This window comes from Pontibacter sp. HSC-36F09 (assembly GCF_024171605.1).
In the GTDB taxonomy this organism is placed as follows: Bacteria; Bacteroidota; Bacteroidia; order Cytophagales; family Hymenobacteraceae; genus Pontibacter.
Map to the genome: position 1 here is coordinate 29,915 of NZ_JALKAA010000009.1, position 16,776 is coordinate 46,690.

Consider the following 16,776-nt stretch of genomic DNA (forward strand, 5'->3'; position numbering starts at 1 on the left):
TCCTATGTTATGATTAAGCCGATTTTCTTATCTGTGGCTGATTCATAAGTTCATCTAGCCACCGTTCCTATCGAACAGGAAATCTTAGTCTACTAAATCATACCAGAGCTTTATCCGTATCAGCTACTGCAAGTATTTCATGTGTGAAGCAATCAATGACATACTCTATGTCCTCTGCCTTCATAGGCACATACAGTGGTAGCATGATTGAGTTTTCCTGCAAATCTTCAGACACTGGAAGAGAAACTCCTGGCATGTAGTTTTTATAGGCGGTCTCCCGGTGTGTGTTCATAATGCCTCTTCTGGTGGCTATGCCTTTATCCAGCAGGTGCTGCATCAACGTGTTCCTGTCTACTGGAGCAGTGTGTTTCAGGTAGATGCTGTAGGATTGGAAATTACTGAAGTACCCCTCCTTCTCTTCGGGCAACCGAATGGAGGCTATACCTTTGAAAGCTTGGTTATAAGCTGCCGCAATTTTCCTACGCTCCTCCACAATCCAATCCAGTTTTTCCAGTTGTTTGATACCCACTGCTGCCTGTATGTCTGTCATGCGATAGTTGTAACCAATTTCTACGTGGTCCTCGAAAATAACCCTATCAGACTCATGGCGCACCCTATCATTCACAGACATGCCGTGCTGCCGCAAAAGCTTCAGCCTTTCATAGTAATCCTGTCTGTTGGTCGTAATCATCCCTCCATCCCCTGTCGAAATCACTTTCCGTGGGTGAAATGAAAAGCATACCAGTTCTGAGTGTGACCCAACTTTTTTGCCTTTGTAGGCAGAACCGGCAGCACAGGCAGCATCCTCTATCAATTTCAGACTATGCCTATTGCAGAGTTCCTGAAAAGCATCGATATCGGCTGGCATACCTATCTGGTGTACCAGCAGAATAGCCTTGGTTCTTTTTGTTATCCTTTTCCCCACGTCAACAGGGTCAAGGTTGTACGTATCTGGTTGCACTTCGGCAAAGACAGGAGTAGCCCCAACATATTTTATTGAGTTAGCAGTGGCAATGTAGCTCATGGATGGGCAGATTACCTCATCACCTGGCCCTATACCTGACACAATCATAGATAGGTGCAGCGCTGTGGTACAGTTTGACACTGCCACTGCATACTTCGCCCCGGTATAGGCGGCGAATTTTTCTTCAAATTCCTGTACTCTTGGACCTTGGGTTATCCATCCAGTCAGGATAGTGTCGTAAGCGGCTTGGGCTTCCTCCTCTGTAATAAAGGGTTTTGCAATAGGTATCATAGGCTTAATGCTGTTGTTTTTTTCTTTTCAGAATACCACTGGCTCAGTTCTATCAATCCTTCCTCTAAACTTACAGTTGGTTGAAAGTCCAGCAATCTTTTTGCTTTGCTATTGTCTGCTAACCGCCGACTGACAGGATTCACAGTATTCTCCTCTCTGAACTCAGGTATGAGTGACGAGTTGTTTACTTTCAGTATTACCTCCAATAATTGCTTCAGGCTGGTTTCTTCACAATTGCCAACGTTGAAGACCTCGTCTGTCACAACAGAGCATAAGGCGGCGACATTTGCTTTTGCCACATCCCTAACATACACAAAGTCCATGGTGGTACTGCCGTCTCCGTAAATGAGTGGTGCATTGCCGTCACGGATGCAGTCCAGCCAACGAATCATCACTTCTGTGTATTTGCCATCGGTATCCATTCGTGCACCATACACATTGAAGTAGCGGAGCGCTACATAATCTAGTCCATGCATGAATCTATAGCTTCTGAACAGTTGCTCACCCCACTGCTTTGCGCCGCCATAGAAGGTCTGGTTATCATATGGATTATCTGTCTCGGGAGTAGGGAAGTGCTGGGCCAATCCATATACTGAGGCGCTGGAACTATAAATCACCTTCTTCACCTTATGCTTTACGCACAGTTCTGCTAGCTCAAATGTCGATTTCAGCATCACGTCAAAGCCCTCCCTGGGGTTAGCAGCACAGGCATTGATGCGTAAAGCGGCCATGTGAAAGACATAATCCGCACTTGCGATGCATTTCTCCAATAGCGCCGTGTCTCTAATGTCCCCTTTAACAAACTCAACGACTGGGTTTTCTATGAAAGAACCCATATTGTCAAAGCTCCCTCGTATCAGGTTATCCAGAATGATAATTTTCGCTGGATTGCTTCTTAGTAGTTCTTCCACTACGTAAGAACCTATGAAACCGGCTCCTCCGGTTATAAGGATGACACTGTCTTGAATCTTGTTATGCATGGGCTTGATTGTTTAGACTAAGGATAAGAATGCCACTGATGATGAATATAAAACCAATGAAGGAGAGCGTAGACAGCCTGTCCTGAAACAAGTAATATCCTACTCCGATTGTTAAAATGAAGTTTACACCCGTTGCAATGGGTATAATCAAGGAAAAGCTGTTAGTTGATAAGGCTTTGAAGAAAGCAAGAGCAGAAAAGATAATCAATAGGAAAGCTGCGATGAAAGGCAGGTTCAAAACTAGTTTCAGCCACTCATTCAGAGTCTCAAGGCTTTTTCCCTTCAACTGCCATTTTATCAATGCGGCGCCCGATACATTGAAGGCGGCATAGAGCAGGATGTAAAGTATCGTTCTGGTCATTTACTTGATGTTTAAAAGCACCCTTGTTTCTGAGGAAGCCTCCATCACTTCCTCCACAATCTCGTCTATCACAAACACTGGTCTTTTCCTGCTGGCATCCAGCGTACGCCACAGATACTCTGCGATGATTCCTAAAGAGATATTAGTAATCCCAAAACCCACCATCAGGATAGACAACAGCGCAGGCCAACCACTTGCCAAATCGTCAAACATGATTTTCCTGAAAATGATGTACCCAGACCAAAAAATCCCTAACAGAAAAAAAACTATTCCTATGAATGAAACTAACCGGATGGGGGCGAATGAGAATGCAACAAATGAATCAATCAGCAGCTTTATCTTTTTGGATATAGTCCACTTGGACTTTCCCAGCAGCCGGGCTCTTTTGTCGTAGGTTATACCTGTCTGCTTGAAACCTAGGCTCAAAATCTGAATGAAGATGGAGGAATTATTCTCTACGTTATTATCCAGGCAACCTTTCACCTTCCTGCTGAACATGACAACATCAAAACCCTTTTTTGGGAAGTTAGGAACAGCATATCTTCGCATCAGTGTGGCATAGGCGGACGAGAATAACTGTTCTGCTCTGGCTACTGCGGTGGAATTCCTGAATGCCCAGGTAATATCAACACCTTTGCTTTCCATCTCATCATACAGTTGACTTACTAGCGAGAGTGGATCCTGCAGGTCAGCATACATAAACGTGATGTAATCCCCGTTCGCTCTGTTTATACCTGCTCTTAGGGCGGCATGCGAGCCGAAGTTTCTGGAAAAGCTGATTATCTTATAGGTATAGGAAAGGTGAGGTGCGCTCTTCAGTTTTTCCATGGTTTCGTCTGAAGAACCATCGTTTACGAAGATTATTTCGGTATCATATTTCGTCACCTGCTGAAAATACGAGTTCAACTCAAATACTAGGTGGTCGATGTTTTCTGCTTCGTTGAAAACCGGAATAATTACGGATACCTTAGCCATGTTATGGAATTTTACAGCATCTCAATTTTTGTGTGGGCGTTCAAGTCTCTGGCAGGGTTGCCTGCCATTTTCGCTCCGCTCCCTACACCTTTTAATACATTGCTACCTAAGCCTACCAGTGATTCATCACCTATACTTATGCCGTTGATGATGTTGGTTCCGCTACCGATGTAGCAGCTTTTCCCTATGTTAGTCCCACCCGCCACTACTACATTACTTCCTATGAGCGTATACTCCTCCACCACTACATCGTGATGTATGACTGTGTTAGGAAGAATGCACACATGGTCCCTGATTTGAGCATTGCTGGTAATCACCACGCCTGCCATAATCAGGCAGTTTGACCCAACGTGAACATTCCGCCCGATACAGGCTCGTGGGTGAATAGCATTAATATACCTGCTCCTTTCTATACCTAGTGAGCTGATTATTTCCTTTCGCTGCCGAAATGAAATAGGACTGCCAGGCACAGCAAGTACATGAAGCTCCCTGTACTGATGCAGGATTTCTCGGTTGTAAATATCATATTGCTTTGACTCTTTGTGAGCATCATCATCCACAAAACCGATGAACTCAAACTCATCAAAATTGATACAGTCCAATGCCTCTGTTCCATTGCCGTTAAAAGGAAATATGACGAGCTTTTTCCTAGGCATTTTTATAAGCATTTAGGACTCCAATTACATGACTCACTTCCACATCCGTCAGTTCAGCATACATGGGTAATGACAGACAGTGGGTTGCCAAGTATTCCGCATACGGACAATCACCTTCGCTATAACCTAGATGCTCGTAAGCTTTCTGAAGGTGACACGGCACCGGGTAGTGAAGACCAGGGAAAATATTGTTCTCATTTAGGTAGCTGATAAGATCATTTCTGTGCTCAGTAGTTATCACAAAAAGGTGGTACACTGACTCAGCCCAATCAGGTTGAGTCTGCATTTGAATATAAATATTATCAATTTCGTCTTGGTAACGCTTTGCGATGTGTCTTCTCCGCTCATTCCATTCTGGCAAATACTTTAGCTTCACAGAAAGAGAAGCTCCTTCCAACCCTCCCATCCGCATATTATATCCTACTTCATCATGAAAATAACGAACAGTTGAGCCGTGGTTTCTCAGGCTATGCAGGTGCGAGTAATATTTTTCATTGTTTGTAGTTATACCTCCGGCTTCACCACATGCACCGAGGTTTTTACCTGGGTAAAAGCTAAAACAGGCCATTTCGCCGAAGCCTCCTACAGGAGTGCCTTTGTATCGTGCTCCTTGGGCCTGTGCGCCATCTTCCAGAAGATATAAGCCATATTTCTTGCATATTGCCTGCAACGTCTCGATATTAAAAGGCTGGCCATACAGGTGTACACCTACAACGGCTTTTGTGCGTGAAGTTACCTTGTCTTCTATCTTAGCTGCATCTATCTGCCAGGTATCGGGAGTGCAGTCAACAAAAACAGGTATAGCTCCTGTGTAGGAAACGCCCCATGCAGTTGCAATAAAGGTGTTGGCCGGAACGATTACCTCATCACCAGCCCCAATACCTAAAGCGAGCATTGCCAGATGCAAGGCTGATGTACCATTGTTTACCCCTACCGCATATTTGGTCTGGCAGAACGTAGAAAAATCTTTCTCGAACTCTTCCACAAAGGGACCTCCTGAAAAGGCGGTATTTTCATACACCCTCTCAAAAGCTTCGAATACTTCCTGCTTTATTTGCTGATGCTGACCTTTCAGGTCAAGGCATGATATTTTTTGCTGGATGGCTAAGGTATCCATACTAAACAAGGATTTGATTTGCATATTTCATCAACCTGGCAGGATTACCAGCTACCACAGCATTGTTGGGTACATCCCGGGTAACAATCGAGCCTGCACCAACAATGGCTTTTTTACCAATTCTTACTCCGCAAAGAATGGTGACGCTTGAGCCAATAGATGCCCCCTCTTCTACATTGGTCTCGATGCAGTGCCAATCATCTTCTGTCTGGAGAGAGCCATCGTCATTGGTAGCCTGAGGATATTTATCATTTATGAACGTGACGTTGTGCCCAATGAAAACATCGTCAGCAATATGAACACCTTCACAGATAAAGGTATGGCTGGAAATTTTGCAGTTTTTGCCTATTGTAGCTCCTTTCTGGATCTCTACAAATGTCCCAACTTTGGTACCATCACCTATACTACACCCATAGGCATTTACGAAGTTATAGATTTTCACATCCTTACCGAGCCTCACATTCTGCAGGCTCTGTTTGTCATTATTGATTGTAACAGTATCCATGTGCGTTTAGATTAGAACTTCTTGAATAGTATGTGTAACTGGTGAAGTCGATGACTCTAGAATTACCTCGCGTCCGTTATGTTTAATAGACTCACTTGATGCCTCCAGTATCCGGACAACATCTAACCCAAGTTGGCAGGAAGACTTCGGCTCCTTTTTTTCCTGTATTGAGGAAATAAAATCATTCGCCATACCTAGAAGCGCTTCAGTTGTTGCAAGTTTGGGAACATGTATATCACCAGTTCGGTAATCAATCCGTACCTTATTCTTTTCTTCATCATTTAAGTAACTATACCCTGTGTCGTATATCTTTACCTTTTCTGTTGGCTCCAAATCGTTATACAAAATCATTTTCTGATCACCACCAATCAACATCATTCTTACCTTCACCGGACTTGTCCAGGAACAGTTAAAGTGAGCTATAAAGCCTGATGCATAATTGACAGTGAGGTAGGCAATATTCTCGATATTATTATTGGTATGCGTGATTCCAGTAGCATTCACACTATAGGGGCGCTCCCTTACAATGTAGTTCAGAATAGAAATGTCGTGAGGTGCAAGGTCCCACAGCACATTGATGTCTGACTGGAAAAGACCAAGGTTGATTCTGGTAGAATCCAAGTATTTGATATTTCCCAGCTCTTTATTATCGACGAGGTACTTCATTTTCTCAACCGCACCTGTATATAAAAAAGTGTGGTCAACCATGAGCAGCACGCCTTTTTGCTTTGCCAGGTTTATCAGCAGTTCAGCTTCTTCAGTGGAAGACGTCATAGGCTTTTCTATCAGTACATGCTTTCCTTCTGCCAGCGCCTTTCTGGCCAAGGTAAAGTGCGTGGATACCGGGGTAGCGATAATCACAGCGTCAATGTCAGGGTCGTAGATTATGTCTTCTGCGTCTTGCACGCCCTTTATAGTAGGAAATACTTTCCCCAGTTGCTGCAACCGTTCAGAGCGACCATCCGCCACAGCTTTCACGCAGCAATCCGCCGCAGCGAAAAAGTTCCTTACCAGGTTAGGTCCCCAGTACCCATAACCGATGATGCCTACATTTACCATAGCTTTGCTGTTAGAGTAGTAAAAAAAATCGACCCATTGTTTGCACATATATAATTCCATTTGGGCACACCGATTAATAGAACTTGTAATTATTCTGATGCAACCGAAAGCTTACTGTTGTTTATGTTTTTAGCACGTGAGTACAATACATAAGGACCATAGCTTTCTTTGCCTTGCAGAAACCAGAGTAAAACACTCTTGTTCCTGCTCTGAAGCTCTGGTACTACCTCACCTGTATTCCCGTCCCCTGTCTCCAGAGTACTACTATAATGCAACCCTGAGGCTGTCAGTTGTTCTTTGAGCTCATGGGTGATTGCTCCCTGAGCGAAAACAGCGAAATCCATATCAGAAAGGAGTATTAGGAATTTATCGTTGGGTTGATAATCCTTTTCCCTTATCCAATTACCCTCGGCATCATAAGCGTATTGTATGTATGGCGTATATACCTTCCAGCCTAGTGCCCGACCGGCGAAGTAAAATTCGTAGGTAAACCCTAGAAGTACTTTGTAATTACCTGCACCTATTGAGGAGGCTGCTATATGTTGTATCCTGCTTCTGCTCCTAGCTTCTTTTCCTTCCAACCCCAGCCCTGTTCTAAGAAAAAGAGATGTACCAACTGACCAAGTCATCAGAATTATTAATGTAACGGCGCATATCTTTTGTAGAGACATGTTAGTAGGATTCTCAGCAGCTCTCAAAAATATGCCGCTGCCTAATGCTAAGAAATATGGTAACAGATACAGAACTCTGAATTCATATACCAAAGTGGCAAAAATCATTGCTATGGTTATGACACTTGCTAATAAGAGCCCTTTATGGCGATAAAAAATAAGTCCTGCTAACGCCAATATTGGAAAAAGTGGACTAAATGTTTTTACAAGTGCTTTTAACATTTTAATCCATAGTTGGTAATTGAATAATCCCAGGAGCCTGCTTTGAAATGACCTCGATGCATCTATATTCTGTGTTACCATCGTTGCCATGTCATTATAAAGCATGACAAGACTCTCCCAAACAGGTAGCAGCAGCAGAACCACGGCAGTCAAACCTCCAGAGAAAAAATATAGGCCTAATAAGGCGGTGGTCTTCCATTTGTGATTACCTTTTTCTTTTGAAATCGATAAAACAACTAACTCTAGAACAACAAGGGGATAAAGAAAAATCGCAGAAGGCCAGACAAGTGCTGCCGATGCTGCCAGTGCCCCAGCAACCATTATACTCCTTTTTGGAATAGATTCGCTTCCCCTTTTGCTGGCCGAATGGAGTATCCAGCAAGCTGCTAGGCAAAGCGCTATGACCCAGCTGTCTATCCTTGCCATTCGCTGAGAAAGAACGAATAGGGGGTCTAGTAAAAATGCTAGACTTAATCCAAAAGCTGCATATACTGGTACACGTCTAGCTAATAACCACCCCAAAGCCATGGTCGCCGCTATCGAACCTCCCAATAGTGAAGCGATTCTTGGCCCTAGCCCAGACGGGCCACCTAGTTGAAAACTTACTTCTGCAATCAAAGGACCTATGTAGGACCACAGTAGAAGAGGCTTATCTTCTGCCACTCTCCAGGTAACAGACCAATCACTGTGAGGGTCCAAAGCTAACCTGCCATAATCTGTAATCTGAGCCTCATCCTGTTGTAAATGAGGTAAAACATCTAAAGTTAAAAGCTGAATGAAGAAAGCAACAACTAAAGCTGTACACCACAACCACCATACCCACTTAGTAGATGTGCCGACTGATGACCGTATTGTCAAAAGACTGCTCAGCGTATGATTGTATGTTAGCTTTTCTTGCATATAATTAAATTGCCATTACTTAATATTATGAGCATGAATAGTTACTGAACACCTCTTACTAAATAATTTGTAAGGCCCATATGGCTGTCGGTAAATTCTGTACACATTTTGTACTCTATCTAAAATGGTTGTATTGCTGTAATCTATGCCATAAACTTTGACTATCGGATTTTCATAGACATAGTAGGTCCCACAATCAATCATATCATATTCCTGAATTTGTTGTTTATGCTTTTCAGTCAGTTGCTGAACTGGTATAATAGCGTAGTTTACAAGTGGCAATACTTTCCGTATTTTTTCTATTGAAAGAGTTTCAAAAGCAGAGTTATAAGGTGCATACATTTTCTATCCAATTGAGCGACCGGCATAATAGAATTCAAATGATGAAAATAAGGCTACAGTATGCTCCCCAGTACCAATCATAGATATAGCAGCTTTGTGCATCAAGGTACTATCGCGCTCCCCCCGCTCCCCAAGTGCTACCATGGTACGGGAAAAAAAGGAGAATGCCACTGGCCAGGCAACTAGTAGCGTAAGTACCGCCACCGCCATCTTTGGAAATCTTGCTCTAGGCTTTGTCTTTGGATGTTCTTTCAGTTGATAAACTACAGAAGCGGCTAAAATGAAATATGGCAGCAGGTATTGAACTCTGCTTATGTAAACGACTGTACTTATAAGCAAAGCAGTTGCAGTTAAACACGCAATACCTAATCCTATTTGCCTATACTGAAATGCCCCAAAAATTGCAGTCAAAAATAAAACCGGGGTGAATTTTAGAACACGTAACAACTCTAGAGAGGTTGCAAGCTTTTCATCTAGATATGAGGTTCTTATTTCGTTTCCAGGCTGCACGTTAATTATCAATGCTTTTACTATACTTTCAAACATCTCAATTACCTGAAGTGCAATTGGTATAATCATAATTCCCCCCATTATGAACCCACCAATTCCGAAATATAAAAAGGGCCAAAGTTTCAAGTTCCAACCTTCTCCTGCCAATCTGTTTGCCCTATAAAACAACTCAAGCAAGATGAGAGGAAAGAGGAAAACAGCAGAAGGCCATACAAAGAAAGCAAGTGCTGTTAGTGCACCAGAGATTACCACAAATAAACGATTGTAACCTTCATGCTGGAATCCAAGAGCATTGGTTCTGAGTATCCAGCAACTTGATATACACAATGCCATTGTCCAACCGTCAACACGAGCAGTCGTGTAAGCCTGGACGAATAGTGGATCTAAAAGAAAAACTATACCCAATATGAAGGACACTTTATACGATAAACCTCTTGCTAAAAGCCAGCCGACAATCGCTGTCGCAGCTACAAAAGCTCCTACTAATCCAGAAACTCTAGGCCCAACCTCTCCTATAGATAGATAGGCAAATTCTTGTAAGACAGGTCCTACATAAGACAACAGAAACACTGGTCTATTTTCGTTTGCCATCCAAGCAATTGACCAGTCGGTGTCAGCATTCAGAATAGTCCTTCCAAGGTCAACATTCATTACCTCATCCTGAAATAAGATTGGAGCAAAATCTATTGATGCAAAGAATACAGTGAACACTAAAACCAACACTAGCCACCATATTCCCCAGATACGCCAAGGAACATGGACAGCCACGGGCAGCTGAATTCCCAAAGTACTGGAAGAAGGTAGATGGTCTATATTAGTTGATATCATAGCTTCTGTCAAAAGCTCACGAGATAGGCTTCACTTTCGTATACGGATATATCCAAATAAAAATAAATATAGTCAAATAAATAGGCTATAAAATAGTTAAGCGTATATGTTTTGCGGGTATAAGTCAATTTATTATTAGTTAATAAAAAACAAACATTAAGAATGCACTAAGTTTTAGATATAATCAATATGCTTTTAAATAATCAATATCTATAATCTAAATTTATCGTAGAATATTAATTTGAACACTACAACATTAACTTGCTACTATTAGATTTAAAAGTACTTCATTCGAATGATTAATACTGGCAAAATTCTACTGGGTGATATACCTGAATTTGAAGCTATTAACTGATTCTATTACCATTAAAGTAAATCGACATGTTTAAATTATTGACATTTTCTGTACTCACACTTTTGATTTTTCTATTCACAACTACTTTTGATGTAACGGCCCAAGGTAGTAGCAATGATAGGCCAGGCCGTAGTGGGGATGCACCAGGTCGAAACAGAGGCGCTACAGGTGTACCTATTGACGGTGGAATAGGCGCCTTGCTTGCAGCTGGTGCCGCTTATGGTCTTAAAAAGTTGAACGACCATCGGAGTACTAGGAGAAGAAACTCCCCAGATGCTTGATTAGCTGTTGGCTCTATATTCACGACTTTAGTTGATATTGCCTATGAGAAAGTATGGCAAAGTATCACGATTTCTACTTTACTCCCTGAGCCTCTGCCTTGGGTGGTTCCTTCTATATGATTTTTGGCTGAGCCACCTAGACGAATTGCTGACACTGAAAGTTGTTAACTCTACCGTTCACCTCCTGAATCTAGCAGGTTATAACGCTGTAGCTACAGGAATCATGGTACAGATTGATGGCAAAGACACCGTCTTCGTATATCATGCTTGCAATGGTATGGTGCTGATGGCCCTCTTCGCAGGATTCGTTTTAGCCTTTCCTGGACCATTTTTAAAGAAGCTCGTCTTTATACCGGCTGGTATTGCTGCTATATACTTGATAAACTTACTACGCGTGTCTGCCTTGGCGCTTAATGCGCATCATTTCCACCAAAGCCTCAACTTCAATCATAAATATACCTTTACAGTTTTGGTATACGCTGCTATATTCGCTTTATGGATGATATGGGTGAAAAGATATTCAGGATTGAAAGACCATGCAGCTACAAAGAAGCAAGAGGTACAGCCAGTTTGATCTAATTAAATACGGCTTGCTCACTTTATTAGCGATTTCTATAGTCGTAGTTGGCCTTTTGGAGACTTCTTTAAAAGATAGCTTGGCAATCAATCTCGATAAACTGATTGTGTGCTCTCTGGCAAATGATGGCACCCATAGTAACTTAAGCATACACAGCTTAAGGATTGTCAATTTCGCATATCGACTTTTGTACTGCGGAATTTGCCTCTTCATAATCCACATTTACAGCACTAACCGCGTCATAACCAAGCTAGCCGTTATCCTATATGGTTCCCTCCTATGCCTCATTACGATTTTATATACTGTCGCTCAGATGTTACAGGTTGAACCTCTTCGTATCGTAGCTTTCAGAATGGACACCCTGTTGGTTTCTCCCATGCCAGTCATACTTCTTATTTCTGCATCATTCTTACGGGGCAAAACATCTCTTTAAGAACAAATACTGCAATAACCGTATTAAGATATCTTGAAATTAATCATCTTAGCTGCCTTTTTAGTTTAAACAGCTTCTTTAATTTATTTATAAAAATAACAAGTTAGCCAAATAAGATATGTAACAAATAAGTTTATCTGAATTATAATTATTAAATTATAATTTAAGGGATATTTACTTGTATTCGAATAATAATGATTTACCCAGATAACTTATACCTTCGCTAAATAAAATTAAATATTAAAATCATTAAATTATTTATTGTAGTATACCATTATATTCGAGAGTTAAACAACTTACCTCTGCTGCTCATCACTACTATTCTTACACCCTGTAAAACATAATTTTGCAACGGTCCTATCATTAAGTGCTAAAATTGCCAGCACCATGGAGCATAAGTATTCTACAATATTCAAGTGGATAAACGTCATCATTGACTATACCCTTTTGAATGGCACGCTATACCTTTCATTCATAATGGCAGACTATGATTTAGTCTGGGGAGATGTATATGACTATAGGCTCACTATTTTACTCTTGAACTTCTGTTGGTTTTATTGCTCCCATGTATTGAATGTCTATGGACGCATCCTGGAACGTGAAGCAGTTCCTATCATGGCTGCAAACATAGGTGCCTTGTGCTTATTTATATTCATAGCCATTTTGATGAAGCTGATTCTTCCATACCTTTACATTCCACCTACTCCTTTCATCTATTATTTCGCGCTGTCTCCAATTCTTATTCTTAGCTGGAGGTTTTCCTTCCTACTCCTCAGGAAGTACAGAAGGATGTCATGGTTGGGTTCAAATAGTATCGCCATCATAGGAGCTGGTTCCGCAGGAATCAACCTCTTCAACAACATTGTCTCCAATCTTCAACTTGACTATCACATAGCCGGAATGTTTGATGATGACCGTTCGAAGGTTCCTCCTTATATAAACTATCTAGGTCAGGTGCAGGATAGCATTAGATTTGCCAGCTCAAACAAAATAGGTGAGGTGTTCTGTGCTCTACCCTACAGTGAAAGCGAGCGGGTCGAAACGTTGATGCAGGAGGCGGATGAGAACATGGTACGCTTCAGAGTGGTGCCTGATATCAAAGGTACCATCCATCATAACTTCCTGATAGAAATGTTTGGCTTTGTGCCCGTACTCAAACCGAGGCCGGAGCCACTGGAAAATAAAGCAAATGAGATAATTAAGAGAGCCTTTGATATTTCTTTTTCATTACTTATTATCGTGTTTTTACTAAGTTGGCTTATTCCACTTATGGCTCTAATTATCAAACTTGATTCTGAGGGGCCTGTTTTCTTTAAACAGCTACGCTCAGGAAAGCAGAATAAACCCTTTTACTGTCTTAAGTTTAGAAGTATGAAAATAAATACTGGTTGCGATAGTGTGCAAGCTTGCAGAGGAGATCGCAGAGTTACCCGAGTAGGGAAGTTTATTCGAAAGACTAGTATTGATGAGTTGCCCCAGTTTATTAATGTTTTAATGGGTGATATGTCTGTCGTAGGCCCTCGCCCACATATGCTCAAACATACCCAAGATTATTCAAGGGTTATCAACAATTATATGGTCAGGCACTTCCTTACTCCTGGTATAACCGGTTGGGCTCAGGTAAATGGCTATAGAGGTGAAACCAAAGAAAATGTATCCATGCTAAATCGTGTAAAAGCTGATTTGTGGTACTTGGAACATTGGTCAATTCTTCTTGATTTGAAAATCATTTTCCTTACAATCTGGCAAGGCTTTAGAGATAATGACAAAGCCTACTAAGGATTTTGCATGCGTATAGGATATACAAGTTATATTCCTTGATATAAACTTGTAGTTAACTGATTCCATTCCTTAAACAAAACTGTTAGAGGCTGTTCTTGCTCAATTGTCTATATGACGTTTGGGTCAAGAGCAACCTTTCTTTTTTGAGATTTTAGCTGACAGCCAGTATTTTATAGCCAACGGTAGCGCTATTCAAAAAAAATATGAGAAATTTATTTTTGCTTAGGCAACCTCCGGGCGAGTATCCACATCTAAGAGGTAAAGAGTAGCAATATAGCTCAGAAAAAGGCCAGACAAGCGACATTATTTGATAAAATTTTACCCAGCGTGACGGAACAGGAGTTAATAGCAGGTTGCCAAAAGGCCGAAAGTAAAGCGCAGAAATGCCTTTACGAGCGCATTGCCTCGCCGATGTACGGTGTGTGCCTGCGTTACCTCAAAAACCAAATGGACGCGGAAGATGCTTTGCTGAACGGATTTATGAAGGTATACCAGAATATAGATAAGTTTGAGGGCAAAGGTAGCTTCGAAGGCTGGGTAAGACGCATCATGGTGAATGAAGCGCTGGGATTTTTGAGAAAAAAAGAGTCGCTATACCTGTCGATAGAAGACGACCACGTACAAGTGGCGGGCGGCATGGGAGCCGACCAAGATCTGGCGGAAAGCGAATTGCTGGAGTTGTTGCGCACTTTACCTGCCGGCTACAGGGCAGTTTTTAACCTGTATGCAATTGAGGGATATTCTCACAAAGAAATAGCCGACATGCTGAACATCACGGAAGGCACTTCGAAATCGCAACTGAGCAAAGCACGCGCTATGCTGCAACGAAGACTAACCGGCCAGGAGGCAGTCGCAAGCTAATAATAAGGAGGTTCAATCATGAAACCAGAAGATATAGACAAACTATTCAAGGATCGTTTGGGCCACACGTCGCCCACGCCCCCTGCCGACCTTTGGAACAGACTGCAAGACCGGATAGAAACCGAGATGCCTGCCGCTGGCAAAGGCGAAGCAAAACCGCGCGGGTTTATGTGGCTCTCCTACTCTATCGCGGCCGCCATTACACTGCTGCTCTTTGTGGGCATCGTGTTCTACAATGTGCAGAACGGCACCGTACCAGTTGACAGAGACAGCCTGGCCGATGTGAACGGTCTGAAACCTGAGCAGCCCCTCATTATCAATGAACCTGCCAGGACCACTGAGCACCTAGCACATGTAACTGAGGAGCCGGCCACTACCTCTTCATCAGATGAAGTATTGGTTGAGCCTGTAACACCGACCAGAACCACTGCCCAGGCAAACCAGCCAGCAGAAACGGTTACGAAGCAAGTGATCGCGAAAGCAGAACCAAAGGCGGATGTGAGAAAGACAATCCCGAAAAACAGTACAAACAATACGGCGTTTGCTCAACAGTTGGCAGCGCAGGTTGAGAAGCCCGCTATACCTGAAACACTTGAGCGAGCAAACTTCGATAACACAGGAGAAATCACCCCGGTTGTTTTAGCTGCTAACACGGTAGACATGAACGCGCAACCCGTTGAAATTATAATAAAGCGTGCTGTTGCGGTGCAGGAGGTGGAAACTGATGAAGAGCTAAGCGGCTTTGAAAAGAAGCAGAAACTGGCCAAAAATATCTTTAGACAGGTACGTAACCTCTCGAACGGGGAACGGGTGGAGCTGTCGGAGCTCGGCATCAACGCCGACAGAATTGCACTGGAAACGCAAATAGGAAAACAGAAAATATCAAAAGTCATTCAACTCTAATCTTTTAAAACCATGAAAAAGATACTACTTCTCGTAACAGCCATCATCATGGCTGCAGCCACCGGTGCGTTTGCCAAAGGCGGTCAAACCATAGGCGAGCGACTCGGCCAGCAGGACACGATCGTTGTGAAAATGGCCAATGGCGCAAAAATGGTGCTATACCTGCAGAACATGGAGCAACTCAAAGCGTTCGAAAACTACAGCTTGGACTCTTTGATGCGTGTGCTGAACAAATATGTAGACCAGGTGGACCGCATGGACGGCGCCAATAAGGAACTGAAGTCACAGGAAACGACGGTGGTGTTTGGCAAGGATGACAAGAACCCTGAAACAGTAACCATTACCGTGCAGGAAACGGATCAGAATGGCAAGGTGACGAAAGAAAAGCACGAGATCCGCATCAACAAGAACATCAAGATAGATGTAGAGATAGAAGAAAATGACGGCAACACCAAAGTCGACGTGAACGTGCCGAACCGGGCCGAACGTGACAGCATCCGCACCCACAATGAAGAGAAAAAGTACAAAGCCACCCGTTATAATTTTGACCTGGACCTGGGCTTGAACACTTTTCTGAATACGGACAATCAGCAGGTTCCTGACCTGAAACCGCTTGGATCCCGCTATGTGAGCCTTAACTGGCACTTGAACTCTCAGATTGGTGGTCGCAAGAGCCCGTTTTACCTGATGTCCGGTCTGGAGTTCGCATTCAACAACTACATGTTCGACCGCAACTTCGTAATCGAAGAGGATGTGAACGACGTGACTTACTTCAGACGCGAAATGGAGATCGACTACGACAAGTCTAAACTAACGCATTCGTCTGTAAACGTACCGCTGATGCCGATGCTGAAGTTCAAGCGTCAGAATGGTAAGGAAGGATTTAAGATTGGGGTTGGACCGTTTGCAGGCTACCGCCTGGGTGCCCACTCTAAGTTCAAGTTTGAAGACGGCGGCAAGACACAGAAGGAAAAGATACGCAGTAGCTATAACCTGAGCGACTTCCAGTATGGCCTGACCGGTGTGGTAGGCTACGGAAACCTGGACCTGTTCGTGAAATACAACATGAATGACCTGTTCAAAGACAATCGTGGACCGGATGCCAATGTGATCAGCTTTGGTTTAAGGCTGCTCAATTAATAAGCTGTAAATTAGGTGAGTATATTGTTTGCAGAAAAGCCTCCATTAGGAGGATTTTCTGTT

Annotated in this window: 17 protein-coding genes; 7 read left to right on the forward strand and 10 right to left on the reverse strand. The window is 42.8% G+C overall.

The annotated features are described in order from the left end of the window. Positions 1-97: 97 nt before the first annotated feature. The 10 genes from L1278_RS18500 to L1278_RS18550 form a co-directional block, all read right to left on the reverse strand. The gene (locus tag L1278_RS18500) at positions 98-1,255 is read right to left on the reverse strand and encodes a DegT/DnrJ/EryC1/StrS aminotransferase family protein (RefSeq protein ID WP_253406512.1); all 1,158 of its coding nucleotides are present in this window, start codon (positions 1,253-1,255) and stop codon (positions 98-100) included. Continuing rightward, positions 1,252-2,235, reverse strand: a complete 984-nt coding sequence (locus L1278_RS18505) for an NAD-dependent epimerase/dehydratase family protein (RefSeq protein WP_253406513.1) — start codon at positions 2,233-2,235, stop codon at positions 1,252-1,254. The genes L1278_RS18500 and L1278_RS18505 overlap by 4 nt, the downstream gene beginning before the upstream one ends. Then, positions 2,228-2,596 (reverse strand): hypothetical protein, encoded by a 369-nt coding sequence (locus L1278_RS18510; protein WP_253406514.1) that lies wholly within the window; start codon positions 2,594-2,596, stop codon positions 2,228-2,230. The genes L1278_RS18505 and L1278_RS18510 overlap by 8 nt, the downstream gene beginning before the upstream one ends. Next, a complete protein-coding gene (locus L1278_RS18515) occupies positions 2,597-3,571 on the reverse strand; it encodes a glycosyltransferase (protein WP_253406515.1) in 975 nt (324 codons plus the stop codon). An 11-nt stretch (positions 3,572-3,582) separates the two neighbouring features. Then, the gene (locus L1278_RS18520) at positions 3,583-4,227 is read right to left on the reverse strand and encodes a DapH/DapD/GlmU-related protein (RefSeq protein WP_253406516.1); all 645 of its coding nucleotides are present in this window, start codon (positions 4,225-4,227) and stop codon (positions 3,583-3,585) included. Then, positions 4,220-5,344, reverse strand: a complete 1,125-nt coding sequence (locus L1278_RS18525) for a DegT/DnrJ/EryC1/StrS aminotransferase family protein (protein WP_253406517.1) — start codon at positions 5,342-5,344, stop codon at positions 4,220-4,222. Before L1278_RS18525 ends, L1278_RS18520 begins: the two co-directional genes overlap by 8 nt. 1 nt (position 5,345) lies before the next feature. Beyond that, a complete protein-coding gene (locus L1278_RS19590; RefSeq protein WP_256488729.1) occupies positions 5,346-5,849 on the reverse strand; it encodes an acyltransferase in 504 nt (167 codons plus the stop codon). A 6-nt stretch (positions 5,850-5,855) separates the two neighbouring features. Then, positions 5,856-6,908: a Gfo/Idh/MocA family protein gene (locus L1278_RS18540; protein ID WP_253406518.1), complete on the reverse strand. Its 1,053-nt coding sequence runs from the start codon at positions 6,906-6,908 to the stop codon at positions 5,856-5,858. An 89-nt stretch (positions 6,909-6,997) separates the two neighbouring features. Continuing rightward, positions 6,998-8,701: a glycosyltransferase family 39 protein gene (locus L1278_RS18545; protein WP_253406519.1), complete on the reverse strand. Its 1,704-nt coding sequence runs from the start codon at positions 8,699-8,701 to the stop codon at positions 6,998-7,000. A gap of 345 nt (positions 8,702-9,046) precedes the next feature. Beyond that, entirely contained in the window at positions 9,047-10,381 is a 1,335-nt protein-coding gene (locus L1278_RS18550; RefSeq protein ID WP_253406520.1) for a hypothetical protein, read from the reverse strand. A 381-nt stretch (positions 10,382-10,762) separates the two neighbouring features. Here L1278_RS18550 and L1278_RS19695 point away from each other — a divergent pair, with 381 nt between their 5' ends. The 7 genes from L1278_RS19695 to L1278_RS18575 all read left to right on the forward strand — a co-directional run bounded on the left by L1278_RS19695 (position 10,763) and on the right by L1278_RS18575 (position 16,713). After that, positions 10,763-11,017, forward strand: a complete 255-nt coding sequence (locus L1278_RS19695; RefSeq protein ID WP_371927372.1) for a PID-CTERM protein-sorting domain-containing protein — start codon at positions 10,763-10,765, stop codon at positions 11,015-11,017. Between the two features lie 43 nt (positions 11,018-11,060). Beyond that, a complete protein-coding gene (gene xrtX / locus L1278_RS18555; protein WP_253406521.1) occupies positions 11,061-11,591 on the forward strand; it encodes an exosortase X in 531 nt (176 codons plus the stop codon). Next, positions 11,554-12,027: an XrtX-associated membrane protein gene (locus L1278_RS19700; RefSeq protein ID WP_371927373.1), complete on the forward strand. Its 474-nt coding sequence runs from the start codon at positions 11,554-11,556 to the stop codon at positions 12,025-12,027. The genes xrtX and L1278_RS19700 overlap by 38 nt, the downstream gene beginning before the upstream one ends. Positions 12,028-12,414: 387 nt before the next feature. After that, entirely contained in the window at positions 12,415-13,806 is a 1,392-nt protein-coding gene (locus L1278_RS18560) for an undecaprenyl-phosphate glucose phosphotransferase (RefSeq protein WP_256488730.1), read from the forward strand. Between the two features lie 330 nt (positions 13,807-14,136). Continuing rightward, entirely contained in the window at positions 14,137-14,670 is a 534-nt protein-coding gene (locus tag L1278_RS18565) for a sigma-70 family RNA polymerase sigma factor (protein WP_253406523.1), read from the forward strand. Between the two features lie 18 nt (positions 14,671-14,688). After that, positions 14,689-15,573: a hypothetical protein gene (locus L1278_RS18570; RefSeq protein WP_253406524.1), complete on the forward strand. Its 885-nt coding sequence runs from the start codon at positions 14,689-14,691 to the stop codon at positions 15,571-15,573. A 12-nt stretch (positions 15,574-15,585) separates the two neighbouring features. Then, positions 15,586-16,713 (forward strand): outer membrane beta-barrel protein, encoded by a 1,128-nt coding sequence (locus tag L1278_RS18575; RefSeq protein WP_253406525.1) that lies wholly within the window; start codon positions 15,586-15,588, stop codon positions 16,711-16,713. Positions 16,714-16,776: the final 63 nt, after the last annotated feature.